General features: G+C 50.1%; 17 protein-coding genes and 1 other RNA gene. All 18 read left to right on the top strand.

The features are described from left to right. Positions 1 to 29: 29 nt before the first annotated feature. The 18 genes from hisS to SPSYN_RS01545 all read left to right on the top strand — a co-directional run bounded on the left by hisS (position 30) and on the right by SPSYN_RS01545 (position 16,292). Positions 30 to 1,286, top strand: coding sequence for a histidine--tRNA ligase (gene hisS / locus SPSYN_RS01625; protein WP_161820753.1), 1,257 nt, complete (start codon positions 30 to 32; stop codon positions 1,284 to 1,286). Positions 1,287 to 1,378: 92 nt separating this feature from the next. Continuing rightward, positions 1,379 to 3,193, top strand: coding sequence for an aspartate--tRNA ligase (aspS, locus tag SPSYN_RS01620; protein WP_161820752.1), 1,815 nt, complete (start codon positions 1,379 to 1,381; stop codon positions 3,191 to 3,193). Between the two features lie 81 nt (positions 3,194 to 3,274). Further along, a non-coding RNA gene (gene ssrS, locus SPSYN_RS01615) (6S RNA) lies at positions 3,275 to 3,457 on the top strand. A 125-nt stretch (positions 3,458 to 3,582) separates the two neighbouring features. Continuing rightward, on the top strand, positions 3,583 to 4,314 hold the full coding sequence (locus SPSYN_RS01610; RefSeq protein WP_161820751.1) for a tRNA threonylcarbamoyladenosine dehydratase: 732 nt from the start codon (positions 3,583 to 3,585) through the stop codon (positions 4,312 to 4,314). Between the two features lie 108 nt (positions 4,315 to 4,422). After that, positions 4,423 to 4,752 (top strand): thioredoxin, encoded by a 330-nt coding sequence (trxA, locus tag SPSYN_RS01605; protein WP_243152867.1) that lies wholly within the window; start codon positions 4,423 to 4,425, stop codon positions 4,750 to 4,752. A gap of 77 nt (positions 4,753 to 4,829) precedes the next feature. After that, positions 4,830 to 6,152 carry a replication-associated recombination protein A gene (locus SPSYN_RS01600; protein WP_161820749.1) on the top strand — a complete coding sequence of 441 codons (1,323 nt, stop codon included), beginning with the start codon at positions 4,830 to 4,832 and terminating at the stop codon, positions 6,150 to 6,152. Between the two features lie 99 nt (positions 6,153 to 6,251). Further along, positions 6,252 to 6,689: an RrF2 family transcriptional regulator gene (locus SPSYN_RS01595; RefSeq protein WP_161820748.1), complete on the top strand. Its 438-nt coding sequence runs from the start codon at positions 6,252 to 6,254 to the stop codon at positions 6,687 to 6,689. A gap of 38 nt (positions 6,690 to 6,727) precedes the next feature. Further along, a complete protein-coding gene (gene nifS, locus SPSYN_RS01590; RefSeq protein ID WP_161820747.1) occupies positions 6,728 to 7,951 on the top strand; it encodes a cysteine desulfurase NifS in 1,224 nt (407 codons plus the stop codon). Positions 7,952 to 8,100: 149 nt separating this feature from the next. Continuing rightward, entirely contained in the window at positions 8,101 to 8,469 is a 369-nt protein-coding gene (nifU, locus tag SPSYN_RS01585) for a Fe-S cluster assembly scaffold protein NifU (protein WP_161820746.1), read from the top strand. Continuing rightward, positions 8,432 to 9,583 (top strand): tRNA 2-thiouridine(34) synthase MnmA, encoded by a 1,152-nt coding sequence (mnmA, locus tag SPSYN_RS01580; protein ID WP_161820745.1) that lies wholly within the window; start codon positions 8,432 to 8,434, stop codon positions 9,581 to 9,583. Before nifU ends, mnmA begins: the two co-directional genes overlap by 38 nt. 157 nt (positions 9,584 to 9,740) lie before the next feature. After that, positions 9,741 to 9,914, top strand: coding sequence for a hypothetical protein (locus SPSYN_RS15670; protein WP_202623699.1), 174 nt, complete (start codon positions 9,741 to 9,743; stop codon positions 9,912 to 9,914). Between the two features lie 25 nt (positions 9,915 to 9,939). Beyond that, positions 9,940 to 10,140: a hypothetical protein gene (locus SPSYN_RS01575; RefSeq protein ID WP_161820744.1), complete on the top strand. Its 201-nt coding sequence runs from the start codon at positions 9,940 to 9,942 to the stop codon at positions 10,138 to 10,140. A gap of 48 nt (positions 10,141 to 10,188) precedes the next feature. Next, positions 10,189 to 11,247 carry an AI-2E family transporter gene (locus SPSYN_RS01570; RefSeq protein ID WP_423828265.1) on the top strand — a complete coding sequence of 353 codons (1,059 nt, stop codon included), beginning with the start codon at positions 10,189 to 10,191 and terminating at the stop codon, positions 11,245 to 11,247. A gap of 239 nt (positions 11,248 to 11,486) precedes the next feature. Then, positions 11,487 to 14,123: an alanine--tRNA ligase gene (alaS, locus tag SPSYN_RS01565; RefSeq protein WP_161820742.1), complete on the top strand. Its 2,637-nt coding sequence runs from the start codon at positions 11,487 to 11,489 to the stop codon at positions 14,121 to 14,123. A gap of 104 nt (positions 14,124 to 14,227) precedes the next feature. After that, complete coding sequence (locus tag SPSYN_RS01560) at positions 14,228 to 14,482, top strand: IreB family regulatory phosphoprotein (protein ID WP_161820741.1); 255 nt, start codon at positions 14,228 to 14,230, stop codon at positions 14,480 to 14,482. Positions 14,483 to 14,511: 29 nt separating this feature from the next. Next, a complete protein-coding gene (locus tag SPSYN_RS01555; protein WP_161820740.1) occupies positions 14,512 to 15,456 on the top strand; it encodes an aldo/keto reductase in 945 nt (314 codons plus the stop codon). A gap of 40 nt (positions 15,457 to 15,496) precedes the next feature. Next, on the top strand, positions 15,497 to 15,922 hold the full coding sequence (ruvX, locus tag SPSYN_RS01550) for a Holliday junction resolvase RuvX (RefSeq protein WP_161820739.1): 426 nt from the start codon (positions 15,497 to 15,499) through the stop codon (positions 15,920 to 15,922). Positions 15,923 to 15,968: 46 nt separating this feature from the next. After that, on the top strand, positions 15,969 to 16,292 hold the full coding sequence (locus tag SPSYN_RS01545) for a DUF1292 domain-containing protein (protein ID WP_243152866.1): 324 nt from the start codon (positions 15,969 to 15,971) through the stop codon (positions 16,290 to 16,292). The last annotated feature ends 149 nt before the right edge of the window (positions 16,293 to 16,441 follow it).

The following is a 16,441-nucleotide window of genomic DNA, read 5'->3' as shown; positions in this document are numbered from 1 at the left end:
GTAATAAACTGAAGGAGGCACTCATCAGCATGCTGACTACACGGCCGCGGGGGACGGCGGATATTCTACCGGGCCAGATTGAAAACTGGCAGTACATAGAGGGTATGGCGGCTCAGGTGTGCCGGGAGTATGGTTATCGGGAAATACGCACCCCGATTTTTGAACATACGGAATTGTTTGTACGCGGTGTAGGGGATACCACCGATATAGTAGAAAAAGAAATGTACACCTTCCAGGACCGGGGTGAGCGGAGCATCACCTTGCGCCCCGAAGGAACAGCGTCGGTGGTGCGGGCTTACCTGGAAAATAAACTTTACGCCGGTCCGCAACCTGTGAAAGTCTATTACATTGGGCCTATGTTCAGGTATGATCGCCCTCAGGCCGGTCGTTACCGGCAGTTTCACCAATTTGGGGTAGAAGTGTTTGGTGCCCAGCAGCCTACGGTGGATGCCGAGGTAATGGCGCTTGCTATGGATTTTTACGCTAGGTTGGGGCTAACTAACCTGGAGTTGCATATCAATAGTTTGGGTTGCCCCACTTGCCGAACCACAGTTCGGGATAAGCTGCAGCAATATTTCCAGCCCATGCTGGGTGAATTATGCCCTAACTGTCAAAGCCGGTATGACAGAAATCCCTTGCGGATCCTAGACTGTAAGTCCAGCCGTTGCACCGAGCTGGCTTTGGATGCACCAACCACGGCCGACTGCCTGTGCTCGGATTGCCAGGCTCATTTTGAGCAGGTACAGCTGTATATGCAGGACCTGGGAATACCGTATGTGCTAGACAAGCAATTGGTGCGCGGTTTGGACTATTATACCCATACCGCCTTTGAAATAATGGCCCCTGGTATCGGTGCCCAGAGCTCTGTTGGCGGTGGCGGGCGTTATAACGGTTTAATTGAAGCCTGCGGCGGGCCGTCTACTCCGGGAATTGGTTTTGCCCTGGGTCTGGAAAGGATTCTGCTGGCTTTGGAGAAAAGCGGCAAGCTGCCGCAAATTCAGGCTCGCCCCTTAGTATATTTAATCGCAGCCGGGGACCGAGCGGTCCGGTCAAGTTTTTCATTGCTGGCCCGGCTGAGGGCTGCCGGCATTGCTGCTGATATGGATTACCAGGGACGTAGTCTTAAAGCACAGATGAAATACGCAGGCAAGCTGGGCGTGCGTTATGCCGTGATTACCGGTGAGGACGAGCTGCAAAGGGGCAGCGTAATGCTGCGGGATATGAACGCTGGTGAACAGCGGGAAATTCCCGTCGGTGAAGTGATCAACACCTTAGGGAATAGATAGGACACTTTAATGACTAAGACATATGGCCGGCGGTGTTAAATAGTAAAAAGCCGCAGAAAGCCGCCGAAAATGGCAGGGAGGTTATTTTGCTGATGTCAGAATCGATGCAGGGGTTGAAACGCAGCCACTATTGTGGGGAATTAACCGCAGTGGATAATGGCCGGGTAGTCACTCTAATGGGTTGGGTGAATACCCGCCGTGACCACGGGGGCCTAATATTTGTTGATTTGCGCGATCGTACCGGATTGATACAGGTGGTCTTCAGTCCCGAGATTAACAGCGCGTCTTTTACTAAGGCTGGCGGTGTGCGGAGTGAATATGTGCTGGCGGTTACCGGTAGGGTGTCAATAAGGCCTGAAGGGACGGACAACCCTAATTTAGCCACCGGGGAAATTGAAGTGCTGGTTGATGAACTGCGTGTGTTAAGCCAGGCTAAAACACCGCCCTTTTACATTGAGGACGGGGTTGAGGTGGATGAAAACTTGCGACTGCGCTATCGTTATCTGGATCTGCGCCGGCCGGAAATGCAGCACGCTTTGCATTTGCGCCACCGGGCTGCCAAGGCAGTTCGTGATTTCTTGGATGAGCACGGTTTTTGGGAAATAGATACGCCCATGTTAACTCGCAGTACCCCCGAGGGTGCCAGGGATTTCTTAGTACCTAGCCGCTTGAACGCCGGCCGTTTTTATGCCCTGCCACAATCACCCCAATTGTTTAAACAACTTTTAATGGTCTCGGGCGTGGATCGTTACTTCCAAATTGTCCGTTGCTTCCGAGATGAAGATTTACGGGCCGACCGTCAGCCTGAATTCACTCAAATCGACATGGAATTGTCCTTTGTGGATGTTGAAGATGTGCTTGAACTAATGGAAAAAATGGTTTCCAGACTGTGCCGGGAAATGGTGGGGCTTGAGGTGGAAACTCCGCTGCCTCGCTTTACTTACCAGGAAGCCATGGACCGCTTTGGCTCAGATAAGCCCGACACCCGGTTCGGCATGGAATTAGTGGATATTACCGATATCGCCAGGGGCTGCGGCTTTAAGGTGTTCACCTCGGCGGCCGAAGAAGGCGGGCAGGTACGCGGCATTAACGCCGCAGGCTGTGGCGGGTACAGCCGCAAGGATATAGATGATCTGACCAAGTTTGCCGCCATTTACCGGGCGCGTGGTTTGGCTTATTTCATAGTCACTGCTGAGGGCGCTAAATCGCCGATCACGAAATTCTTCAATGACCAGGAAATTGCAGCTATTTTAGAGCGTTTTAACGCCCGTGAAGGTGATCTGTTGCTGTTTGTCGCCGATCAACCGGATGTTGTGGCGGCCTCGCTGGGGGCGCTCCGCGTGCACTTGGCCGAGCAGTTGGATATCATTCCTCGTGATAAATTTAATTTCCTGTGGGTTACTGATTTCCCCCTGCTGGAATATGACGAGGAAGAAAAACGCTGGGTAGCCATGCACCACCCCTTTACTTCGCCGCTGGAGGAAGATCTGCCCTTATTGCAAACCGATCCAGGCAAGGTACGGGCGAGGGCCTATGACATAGTCTTAAACGGCATTGAAATTGGGGGCGGCAGTATCAGGATTCACCGTCGGGATGTGCAGGAACTCATGTTTAATGCCATTGGTTTGACCAAGGAAGAAGCCCACGAAAAGTTTTTCTATATGCTGGAGGCCTTTGAATACGGAACCCCTCCGCATGGGGGCATTGCCTTCGGGTTTGACCGGCTGATCATGCTGCTGGCCGGCAAAAAGACGATTCGTGATGTTATTCCGTTCCCCAAGACCCAAAGTGCCACTGATTTAATGACCATGGCGCCGGGCAATGTGGATGAACGGCAGCTCAGAGAACTGCATATTAAAAGCACATTAAAAAAATTACCTGACCAAAATAATAATAAGAATAAGTAAGATTATTGCGACTATTTGGCGCTTTAACTTGCCATAAAGCTTGTCAATATGTTACCATACAGTTAACATAGATTTTAAGAACATACCCTGTGGTGTGCGAGATCTCCTGGGGTTGTGAGCCAACATCATAATAAAGGGAGCCAGGTCTCTGGATGTGGAATTGTTAGACTCTTCAGTGAGGAAACGTGAAACATTTAGGAGGGCACCCACCTGTGAGAGCAGGTTCAGTAAAACTTGGGGGATTAACGGCATTACGGGGTTATTAAGGACATTACCGGGTTTCCAGGGGACAGTTGCGGGTAAGCAATTGACTGCTGGAAACTTTGCATTATGGCGAGAATCATGAAGAACTCTCCCGCTCTGTAAGATAGTAGCGAGGTGGAAGAAACATGCCGGATAGATTTGCCAGGACGGAACTGCTGATCGGCAGTGTGGGTTTGGCCAAATTAGCCGCCAGCAAAGTGGCGGTTTTTGGCCTGGGTGGTGTGGGATCTTTTACCGCTGAAGCGCTGGCTCGTTCCGGGGTGGGAGCCCTTTTGCTTGTAGACCACGATAATATTGATATTACCAATATCAATCGCCAGCTGCACGCAGTTACAGAAACAGTGGGCTGCCCAAAAACTAGGGTCATGAAGGAACGTCTGCGCCAAATTAACCCTGTTTTGCGGGTGCAGGCACGACAGATAAAATTCACCCCGGAGCAGGCTGCCGCCCTGCTGGATTACCAGGACCTGGACTTTGTGGTGGATGCTATTGATGACGTGGATAATAAGGTGTCTTTAATTGCCGGGTGTGTCAGCCGTAGCTTACCGGTAATTTCCGCCATGGGAGCCGGTAATAAATTAGACCCGACCTCGTTTAAGGTTGCTAGCATATGGAAAACATCGGTTTGCCCGCTGGCCAGGGTGATGCGAAAGAAATTGCGAGCGGCCGGGATTACAGCAGATGTACCCGTTGTTTATTCAACTGCTCGGCCTCTCAGCCCAATTGCGGCAGACAAGGAAGCTTATTCGGGAGGCACCCCGGGCAGTATTGCTTTTGTGCCGCCTGTGGCGGGATTAATTATGGCCGCTTATGTAACGGATAAATTGCTTGGCTTGGATGTTTTTTCCGGTATATGAATTGACATTTTTCACAGAGGCAGATATTATAACCTTATGGACAGACAGAATACGCAGTTAAAGTCAAGATTTATAGCTACATAAATTCACAGTAAAGGAGAAATGCCCGTGGCCAGTGAAAAAATTAATGTGTTAGAGGAAGCTAATTTTAACGACACAGTTAACAATGCTAAAACACCCGTACTGGTGGACTTTTGGGCTGATTGGTGTGGGCCCTGTAAGATGATTGCTCCTGTAGTGGAAGAAGTTGCTGAGGAGTATGAGGGCAGGATGAAGGTAGCTAAGCTGAATGTTGATGAAAACGGTTCTGTTGCAGCTAATTACAGTGTGGTGAGTATCCCTACCTTAATTGTCTTTAAGGACGGCAGCGAGGCGGAAAGGATTGTAGGCTATCGCAGCAAAAAAGAATTAAAGGCCATACTTGATAAGTATATATAATTAAATAACCGAACGAGCCAGGGACGGGGATGTTCCTGGCTTTTTTTAATATTTTCGATGGGGGGAAACATTTATTTATGGAAGATATGTTCCAGCAAGCAGCACGTCACCAAATGAGCCGCTCTGCACCGCTGGCTGTGCGAATGCGACCCCGTACGCTGGAAGAATTTGAAGAGCAAAAAAATTTGGTAGGCTATGGGCGGCCTCTTAGGCAGCTTATTTCTAATGACGGTTTACAGTCCCTGATTTTTTTCGGGCCGCCCGGAACCGGAAAAACCACTCTTGCGCACATCATTGCCGGGATGACAAGCGCGCACTTTGAAAAAATTAACGCGGTGATGGCCGGTGTAGCGGATATCCGCAAAGTAGTAGACCAGGCCAAGGATCGCCTGGCTCTGTACGGCAAGCGTACCGTACTATTTATTGATGAGATTCACCGCTTTAACAAGGCCCAGCAGGATGCGCTACTGCCCTTTGTCGAGGAGGGCACGGTGATTTTAATTGGTTCAACTACAGAGAATCCGATGTTTTCGGTGAATCGCCCGCTGCTCTCCCGCTCGCTCCTTTATCGTCTTGAGCCGCTCTCTACAACGGCCCTGGCCAAAATTGTGCGCCGGGCTCTGGAGGATGAAGAGCGGGGGTTGGGCGGTTATCGGGTGGAGCTGTCCGATGAAGTTGTGCAAAAGATTGCGGGTTTTGCCAACGGCGATGCCCGAGCTGCGCTTAATGTGCTGGAGATGGCTGTGTTGACTACCCCGCCCGGGGAAGATGGACTGCGCCGGATCACCGAGGCCGTGGTACAGGGAGTTTGCCAGAACAGGATTATCCAGTTTGACCGGGCGGAGGAACATTACGATGTAACTTCGGCATTTATTAAAAGCATGCGGGGCTCAGACCCTCAGGCTACATTGTACTGGCTGGCGCGGCTTATTTATGCCGGTGATGCTCCGGCCTTTATTGCCCGCCGTATCATGATTCACGCTGCGGAAGATGTTGGACTGGCCGACCCCCAGGCGCTGGTGTTAGCTTCGGCGGCTGCACAGGCGGTGGAGCGCATTGGTATGCCCGAAGCGCGAATCATTTTAGCCGAGGCCGCGCTTTATGTAGCCCTGGCCCCGAAGAGCAATGCAGTTTGCAGGGGAATTGATGCAGCCCTGCAGGCGGTGCGTCAGTCAGAGTCAGGCTTGGTACCCCTGCACTTGCGGGACACCAGTTACAGCGAGGCTAAAACTTTAGGGAACGGGCAGGGTTACTTGTATCCGCATAATTACGAGGAGCACTGGGTAAAACAACAGTATCTTCCAGATAATATGCTGGATGCGCAATTTTACCGGCCGTCGGGCCAAAAGCAGGAAAAGGCCTTATGGCAGAGGCTGCAAGCCCTTAAGCAGAAACAATAAAATATTTTTCTAACCTTATTGACAAAATCCGAGCGGAATGCTAAGATATTTTTGATTTAATTCCGAGTTGTTTAGTACGGATTGGATGGGGGTGGAAAATTGCGTTTGTCCACACGAGGGCATTACGGGCTGCTGGCTATGTTTGACCTGGCTGAACATTATGGAGCTGGGCCCATCCCGCTTAAAATGGTGGCTGAGCGCCAAAATATATCGGACAATTATCTGGAGCAATTAATTGCCGTTTTGCGTAAGGCCGGTTTGGTCAGGAGCGTGCGTGGATCCCAGGGTGGTTATATTTTAGCCCGGGAGCCGGGCAGTATAACAGTGGGTGAAATCATCAGGGCGATGGAAGGACCAATTGCGCCGGTGGAGTGTGTCAGCGAAGTGGAACCTACGGAGTGTGACCAGGCGGATTCCTGTATTACCAGGCTTGTTTGGACCAGGGTACGTGATAAGCTGGTTGAGGTGATGGATTCTATCAGCCTGGGTGATATGCTGCGTGATGCTGAAAGATTATCGGTATCTAGAAAAGCGTGATAAGACATAGTATTAAGGTCATAAGGAGGAATATTGCGGTGCGCAGAGTTTACATGGATCATAGCGCTACAACGCCGGTACGACCGGAAGTTGTGGAGGTCATGCTGAATTGCCTGACGGAAAAATTTGGAAATCCATCCAGCCTGCATTATTTTGGGCGCCTGGGGCGCAGAGCCCTGGACGAAGCCAGGGAAAAGGTGGCTAATGCCATTGGAGCCAAGCCTGAAGAAATTGTGTTTACTAGCGGCGGCACAGAGGCCGACAACATGGCAATTCACGGGGTGGCCATGCTTAACCAAAACCGTGGCAACCATATCATTACCTCTGCTGTGGAACACCACGCTGTATTAAATACAGTAAAAGCGCTAGGCAAACAAGGTTTTACGGTGACCATTTTGCCGGTGGATAAATACGGCATGGTCAGCGTGGAAGACCTGGCCAATGCGATTACCGATAAAACGATCCTAATTACCATCATGCATGCTAACAATGAAGTGGGAACGGTTCAGCCTATTAAAGAAATGGCCGCACTGGCCAAGGCTAAGGGTGTACTGTTCCATACTGACGCAGTGCAGAGCATGGGTAAAATTCCGGTTAACGTAGATGAGCTGGGAGTGGATCTGCTGACCATTAGCGGTCATAAAATATATGGTCCCAAGGGTGTGGGCGCGCTGTATATCCGCAAAGGCACCCGCTGGAGACAATCACTGTTCCATGGCGGCGCCCAGGAAAGGCTGCGCCGGGCCGGCACCGAGAATGTGCCAGGCATTGTGGCTCTGGGCAAGGCCTGTGAACTAGCCGTGCAGGAATTGGATAAGGAAGCGGTGCGCTTAACCGGCATACGAGACAAGTTAATTCAGGAAGTGATGGAGAAAATTGCCGACGTGCGCTTAACCGGGCATCCTACCAAGCGCTTACCCAATCATGCCAGTTTTTGCTTTGAGTTTATCGAGGGTGAATCAATGTTGCTGAGCATGGATATGAAAGGCATAGCCGCTTCCAGCGGGTCGGCCTGCACCTCAGGTTCACTGGAGCCCTCCCATGTGCTGCTGGCCATGGGTATTCCCCATGAATTAGCTCATGGCTCTATCCGGCTCACGCTGGGTCGGGATAACACGATGGAGGATGTGGATTACTTTATTGAAAATATGGTTCCCATCGTGGAACGTCTGCGGGCAATGTCTCCGCTGAATCCGGACAGCGAATTTGATTTTGAAGAGAACTGTGCGGACTGCAAAATAAGCAGCTCCTGTCACCTGTAAGGGTAATTACCCGGTACTTGCTGGAACGTGAATATACTTGCTGTATGATGTAGCACGGTTAAGAGGTATACGATTAAATTCCAGAAAATTATTGTCTTCGAAGTATAAAGGTCTACCGCCGGTAAAATATATTGGGGAGGATGCGGAGTATGTATTCCGAAAAGGTTATGGATCACTTTGAAAATCCGCGCAACGTAGGCGAAATTGCCGATGCCGATGGAGTAGGTCTGGTGGGTAACCCTACCTGCGGGGATATTATGAAAATATACCTTAAAATAGATAATGATGTGATCACCGATATTAAATTTAAAACCTTTGGCTGCGGGGCTGCCATTGCCACCAGCAGCATGGTTACGGAAATGGCTAAAGGCAAGACCCTTGATGAAGCACTGCGGCTGAGCAATCAATCTGTAGCCGAGGCCTTGGACGGGCTACCGCCTCAGAAAATGCATTGCTCCAACCTGGCAGCGGATGCACTGCATGCGGCGATTGATAATTATCGAGAGAAACAAAAATAAATTGCAGGTGGATACCTTGGCAAAAGATAAGAAAACAGTAGTAGTAGCCATGAGCGGCGGCGTGGACAGCTCTGTCACCGCCGCTCTTTTAATCGAGCAGGGTTATGATGTAATTGGCATCACTATGCAAGTGTGGGATCCTAAGATTACTGAAGTGGACGGTGATTTCGTGGGCTGCTGCTCGCTGGCAGCTGTGGAGGATGCACGGTCGGTGGCCAATAAACTGGGCATCCCTTATTACGTGCTTAATTTTTATGACCTTTTTCGGCAGTCGGTAGTGGATAACTTTTGCCGGGAGTACCTGAACGGTCGCACTCCTAACCCGTGCGTAGTATGTAACCGTAAAATTAAGTTTGGGGCGTTGCTGAGTAAAGCTTTAACCTTGGGCGCGAAATTTATGGCTACCGGCCATTACGCCCGGATCAGCTATGAGGAGAGCGCCGGTCGTTATACTTTAAGAAAAGCTCGGGACTACCATAAGGATCAGACTTATTTTCTTTATAACCTGACCCAGCCGCAGTTAGCCCACACCCTGATGCCTCTGGGGGAATATACCAAGGATGAGGTGCGGTTCATGGCCGCCGAGCGGGGGCTAAGAGTAGCAGACAAACCGGAGAGCCAGGAAATTTGTTTTGTACCCGATAATAACTACCGCAATTTCCTGCGGGAAAATGCGGATAATAGCGTCATTAAGCCTGGTCCCTTTCTTGATTTGGATGGCCGGGAGATAGGCCGGCACCAGGGTATCCCCTTTTACACCATCGGCCAGCGGCGGGGACTGGGGCTGGCGATGGGTGAGCGGGTATATGTGGTGGATATCGACCCTGCTCACAATGCTGTGGTGGTAGGCCCGGAGGAAGCACTTGACCGCACTACGCTGGTTGCTGAAGACTTGAATTTCATCTCCATTGCCGGCCTTACCGGGTCTGAGCAGGTACAGGCAAAGATTCGCTACAACAGCCCGCCTGCCCCCGCCACCATCACCCCCCTGACGGGCAACCGGGTGCAAGTGAAATTCGCTGCTCCCCAGCGGGCTATTGCACCGGGACAGGCCGTGGTATTTTACCGCGATGATTATCTACTGGGCGGGGGAACCATTACAGGTTCGGGTTAACATTTTTTACTGCGCCGCGCAGTTGTTGGTTGTCACCCGGTTTTAACCGGGTTTTTATTATTAAACACCTCGTCTTGCCTAGCATTTTATTTAAAAAATCTGGGCATAATTAATCTAGTTTAGTAAATGTTTTATCTGCTAAATAGGAGGCGATAGTTTGCATTGCCCGGTATGTGGCGGTAAAGCCACCGGCAAGGTAGGTGTGGACCAGTATTACTGCTGGGACTGCTGTGTGGAATACCGTATGAATAAAGAAGGGGTTAGCATCTATGAGGTCGCGGAGGATGGCAGCTTGGTGGCCTTTGATCCCCAAAACGAAGTGCTCCTATAACGTCCTGTATGGGGGGGTGAATTGATTGCAAAATGGTTTTTGGCGTGGCGTACTTGCCGGTGGTATTTTAGCAGCAGTAATATCAATGCTAAAAAAACCGGATCGCAAGTTAGCAGCCGGCATACTTGATATAAATCAAATCAGACGTAAATATCCTCGCCAGACTTCCGAGCAGGTGTTTAAAGAAATGTCCCGCAGGGTAAGCGGACTGATCAAAAAGAAATAAGCAGGTCAAAAAAGTGGGGAAGACTAATCCTCACTTTTTTGTCGGGTGGTGGCTAAGTTGTCCCCGTGGCAAATAAAAACAAATTATTTAAGGCTGGCTTTAAATCTAATACTGGTGGTTTTGGTACTGTACTTCCTTTACCTGATCCGGGGTATCTTTTTATCCCTGTTGCTGGCGGTAGTACTGGCTTATTTATTGTACCCGCTGGTACGTCTTGTGGAGGCCAGGGGTATGTCCCGAACCTCAGCTATTTTAATTGTGTACAGCGCGATGTTTATTATCCTGGCCGGGCTGGTGCTGTATGGTATGCCGCATATTATCGAACAGCTGTACCTGTTGGCGGAGGTGGTACCTGGTTATACCTCCAAGGTGCAGGAGTTAACAGCATCGTTGCAGGTGGAGTATGCCCGGGCAGGTATTCCTGAAGCTGTACGTCAAATTATTGACGAGCGCATCATTTGGCTGGAACAGATGCTGGTACAAATGGCGGAAAAAGTAGTCCAGGTAATCATCAGCCTGGCCAGCTATATTTTTAACTTGATCCTGGCCCCTATTTTTGCTTATTATTTGCTCAAGGATGTGGAGATGTTTACCGAGCGGGCGGCGTTGCTTATCCCGGCCCCGTGGCGGGAGGATGTGCAGTACCTGGGCAGTGAAGTGAGCCGAGTGGTGGACAGCTTTATCAGGGGTTACCTGTTAGTCAGCGTAATTACAGGTGCCATGACCGGCCTGGCATTGGCCTTGTTAGATATGGAATTCGCTTTAATGCTGGGCATCTTTGCCGGGGTTACCAACTTAATTCCATACTTTGGCCCGTTTATAGGTGCAATACCGGCCATTGCTCTTGCTCTGTTGGTATCTAAATGGCTGGTGCTAAAAGTAATCATCGCCTTTATCGTAATCCAACAGTTGGAGTCAAGTATTATATCGCCTAAAATCTTGGGAGACCGGGTTGGTTTGCATCCTTTGCTAATCATCCTGGTATTGCTGGCAGGTGGCCAGCTTTTCGGGTTATCCGGGTTAATATTAGCCGTGCCTGTAGCGGCAGTTCTACGGGTAGTGTTCATATTTGCCATGAACAGGCTTTGGCCAGAGTATAATACTTAGCTTGGCACCGGTGTAAATCGCAGTTCTTGACATGATTTGTACTAATTTTGTATAATTATAACGCATATGGGAAAAGTGAAATACAAAAGTTCTTATATTTCTAGCAAATGGTAATAGGTTTAAATATGTATTGTTAATCAGGTTGGTACCGCGGAGCCTTTCTGTCCCTGGCCGGGGATGAAAGGCTTTTTTACTACTTGATCCGATACACAACAACTGCAATCGAGGGGGTTTTATTTTTGACGGGCAAAGAAATAAGAGAAAAATATCTTAAATTTTTTGCAAGCAAAGGCCATAAGATATTACCTAGTGCATCTTTAATTCCCCATAACGACCCAAGTATTTTGTGGACTGCGGCCGGTATGGTGCCCTTTAAACCTTATTTTACCGGTGCGGCCAAGCCTGAAGTGACCAGGGCTACCACATGCCAGAAATGCCTGCGCACACCTGATATCGAAGAAGTGGGGCATACTGCTCGGCATCATACCTTTTTTGAAATGCTTGGCAACTTTTCCTTTGGCGATTATTTTAAGAAGGAAGCCATTCAATGGGCCTGGGAATTTGTCACCGAACACCTGGGCATGGAGGCTGAAAAGCTGTGGGTTACCATTTATGAGGATGATGATGAGGCTTTTGAAATTTGGCATCTAGATGTGGGCATTCCAGCAAGCCGGATAGTGCGCCTGGGCAAGGACACGAACTTTTGGGAAATAGGGGTAGGTCCCTGCGGCCCCTGTTCAGAAATACACTATGATCTTGGCCCCGAGCGGGGCTGTGGCTCTCCCGATTGTATAGTTGGCTGTGATTGCGACCGCTATTTGGAAATTTGGAACCTGGTATTTATCCAATATTTCCGTGATGAAGAGGGTAACTATACCCCCCTGCAAAGTAAAGGCATTGACACCGGCATGGGCCTGGAGCGAGTGGCCTCGGTGCTGCAAAAAGTAAAAACCAATTTTGATACTGACCTGCTACGGGATATCATGGACTTCACAGCGGAGCTGACCGGTAAACGTTATGGTACCAGCGAGGACGTGGATCTGGCGCTGAAGGTGATTGCAGACCATGTCCGGGCGGTGACCTTTGCCATTGCCGATGGAGCTCTGCCGGCTAACGAGGGACGCGGCTATGTGCTGCGCCGCCTGCTGCGCCGGGCTGTGCGCTTTGGCCGGGTGCTGGGCGTGGCGGAGCCCTTCCTGTACAAGGTAGCCGGAGCAGTGATTGACAAAATGGGTGATACTTACCAGGAGTTGGTAAAAAACCGCGAGCTGGTTACTAAGGTGATCAGAACGGAGGAGGAGCGGTTTGGGGAAACCCTTGCCCAAGGCACTGATATGCTCAGCAGACTGATCCTGGCAGCCAAAGAGTCCGGCTTGCAATGCATCGACGGTGAACAGGCATTTCGGCTCTATGATACTTACGGCTTCCCGCTGGAACTAACCGCGGAAATTGCCGGGGAAAATGGCTTGACAGTTGATCAGGATGGTTTCACCAGGGCGATGGAGCAGCAGCGCAGCAGGGCGCGCAACGCCCGGCAGGAAACCGAGTATATCTCGGAGAAAGCAGCCCGTTTGAAATCCGTACTCGAGCAAACCGGAGAAACGGTATTTGTCGGTTATGAGACTTTGACCAGCCGGTCTACAATAAAAGCTATCTTTGTTGATGAACAGCAAGTTGGGCAGGCCGAGGCCGGCCAGGAGGCGGAAGTGGTGCTGGATATCACTCCCTGCTACGCTGAATCCGGCGGCCAACTGAGTGATCACGCCAAGTTAAGCTCGGAGAACACCGAGATTACTGTGGATATGGTGACCAGGCCAATAGAGGGACTGCACCTGCACCGGGGACGGGTGCTCAGCGGCATGATTAGAGTTGGCGATCAAGTTGTGGTGCAGGTTGACACCAGGCGGCGCATGAATATTGCCCGCAATCACTCGGCCACCCACCTGCTGCATAAAGCCCTGCGGGAAGTGCTGGGTGAGCATGTTAACCAGGCAGGCTCGATGGTTGCTCCGGACAGGCTGCGGTTCGACTTCACTCATTTCGCCGCTATAACCCCGGATGAACTGGGACAGGTTGAACAAATAGTTAACGAAGCCATCTTGAATAATTTACCGGTGCAGACGGTGGTGTCTACGCTGGATGAGGCTCGAAATATGGGGGCTATGGCGTTATTTGATGAAAAATACGGAAACAAGGTTCGAGTGGTCAAAATGGGCGATTTCAGCATGGAGCTTTGCGGCGGCACACATATTAGTTCTACTGCCGAGGTGGGTATGTTTAAGTTGTTGAGCGAAAGTAGCGTTGGTTCCGGTCTGCGCCGGGTGGAGGCAGTGACCGGCCAGGGAGCGATGGATTACCTGCGGGCACGGGAGGACCAGCTCAGCTTGATCGCCCAGGCAGTTAAAGCGCCGACTCATGAACTGGTGCACCGGGTGGAAGGACTGGTTCGGGATCTGCGCAGTCTGGAAAGAGAAGCAGAAGTACTGCGGGCTCGCCTGGCCAGCTACGAGGTGCAAAGCCTACTACACAGCACTGAGGATATTAACGGCGTTAAAGTGCTGGCGGCACGTTCCGATGCATCCGATATGGACAGCCTGCGCGCGATGCTGGATTTACTGCGGGATAAAATGGGCTCCGGAGTGCTTGTGCTGGGTGCTGAGTCCGGAGGCAAGGTTAACCTGGTGGCCGGGGTCAGCAAAGACCTGGTGGGCCGTGGTTTACATGCGGGTAAAATTATTAAAGAAATCGCCCCGTTGGTGGGCGGCGGCGGTGGCGGAAGGCCGGATATGGCCCAGGCGGGGGGCAAAAACCCGGCGGGACTGACCGGCGCGCTGGACAAGGTAAAGACGTTGGTTTTCAAGCAAACTGCTATTTAATACCGGTTATGTTTGCTTTTATCTGGTGTACCAAAGTATAATAGAAACACATCCTGCTGTTTTTGCAGTACGGTGCGGGTAAATATGTTTGGGGGGTATTTCTCATGTCTGGGGAACTAACTGAGCATACCGTCATGTTTAAGGTTCAGGCCGATGAAAATAAAGCCCGGGAAATCCTGCTCCAGGTTTACGCAGCACTCAAGGAAAAGGGCTACAATCCCATTAACCAGCTGGTGGGCTACCTTCTTTCCGGTGATCCGGCCTATATCACCAGCTACAACAATGCCAGAAGTCTAATCCGGCAATTGGAACGGGACGAGTTGCTTGAGGAACTAGTTAAAAATTACCTGGCTTCCTAACCTAACACAGAAAGAGAGTACTAATAGTTTTGCAGTACAACGAACTGGGTAATACCGGCATTATAGTATCCAGGCTTTGTTTTGGCACCCTAACCATCGGCCCTTTGCAAAAAAGGTTGGCCATTTCAGACGGCGCACTGTTAATCCGAATGGCACTTAAAGCAGGGGTCAACTTTATGGATACCGCTGAATTATATGGCTGCTACCCCTATATTAAAGAGGTATTGCGTGAATTTCCGGAAGCGGTGGTGGCCTCTAAATCCTATGCCTCCACCGGGGCGGAAATGGAAAAAAGTCTGCAGCATTGCCTCAAGTCAATTGGCCGGGATTATATAGATATTTTTTTATTACATGAACAAGAATCCATCTATACTATTCAGGGACACTGGGGAGCGGTGGAATACCTGGTCGAGGCCAGGGATAAGGGGTTGGTTAGAGCCATTGGCATATCCACACATTATGTGGCGGGAGTGCGGGCGGCAGCCTCGGTGCCTGAATTTGATGTTATTCACCCGCTGATTAACCTGGCAGGCATTGGCATTGCCGATGGCAGTGCAAGTGATATGCTGGAAGCTATCTCTTTTGCCTCGGTAATGGGTAAGGGCATATATGGGATGAAATGCCTTGGCGGTGGCCATTTAATCCCTGTGCTGGATCAGGCTATGGATTTTATTCTGGCTGTGCCCGAGCTGGCTTCGGTGGCCATGGGTATGCAATCTCCAGCTGAGATTAACTATAACGTCAGCAGGTTTTCCGGTGCTTTACCTGACCGCCGTATGTCCGAGCAGCTCAAAAGAAAAAAACGTCGCTTATTAGTAGAAGATTACTGCCATGGCTGCGGGCGGTGTGTAGAGAGGTGTACCGCCGTGGCGCTCACTATAGTAGACGGGCGAGTCCAGGTGAACCACCAGCTTTGCCGCTTATGTAGCTATTGTGCGTCTGTATGCCCTGATTTTTGCATCAAAGTTATTTGATGGTGCATAAGTATTCTTTAAATGAAAGGTTGAAGTAAACTTGCGCATTATGGGCATTGATTTTGGCGACCGGAAAATTGGGATCGCAGTTAGCGACCTGCTTGGTTGGACTGCCCAGGGCGTTGAGACGATTGTTCGCCAGCCAAGTATGGCAAAAGACCTGGATAAAATAAAGGCAATTGCGCAAAAATATGAGGTAGATAAAATAGTTGTGGGTTTACCCCGTAATATGAATGGCACCACAGGACCACAGGGGGAGAAAGCACTGGTATTTGCGGAAAAAATACGCCAGCACCTGCATCTGCCGGTGGAGACCTGGGATGAGAGGCTCACCACGGCGGCTGCCGAGCGTCTGTTGATTAGCGCCGATGTGCGCAGATCCAAACGCCGCCAGGTAATAGATAAAATGGCCGCAGCCATTATATTACAGGGCTATCTGGATGCTCATTCCGGCGGAGTTTATTGACATTTTGTGCTTTTTTATATAGAATAGCTCTAACTTATGGAAAGAGGTGATAATTCTGCCTGATCAGGATGAAATAATTACGATTATTGACGAGGATAACAATGAGCATGATGTAATAATTTATGATATTTTAGAGTTAGAGGGCAAGAGATACGCTATTGTCGTGCCGCTGGTCGATGAAGATGACGAAGAACCGGAAGACCTGGATTTTGAAGACTTTGACGATGAGTCTGAAGGCGATGCATTTGTGCTAAAAATTGAGCAAGATGAATATGGCGGGGACATACTGGTGGAAGTTGATGATGATGAATGGGAAAAGATCAAGGATGCCTGCATGGAGGTATTAGAGTCAAATGGGAATGAAGTTTAGTTCCAAACAGCAGTAGCCATAAAGCTGGACGGATAGGTATATTCGTTGCCAGCTTTATTATTTTTTCTTGACCTGACTAACTTGGCGTAAGTCTCCCACATAAATTGGGGACATTCCTTGAAAAGGTGTGTCCCCTAACCGCTTGAGAG

Source organism: Sporotomaculum syntrophicum (assembly GCF_009932395.1).
In the GTDB taxonomy this organism is placed as follows: Bacteria; Bacillota; Desulfotomaculia; order Desulfotomaculales; family Desulfallaceae; genus Sporotomaculum; species Sporotomaculum syntrophicum.
This window is presented reverse-complemented; position numbering and strand designations above follow the sequence as displayed.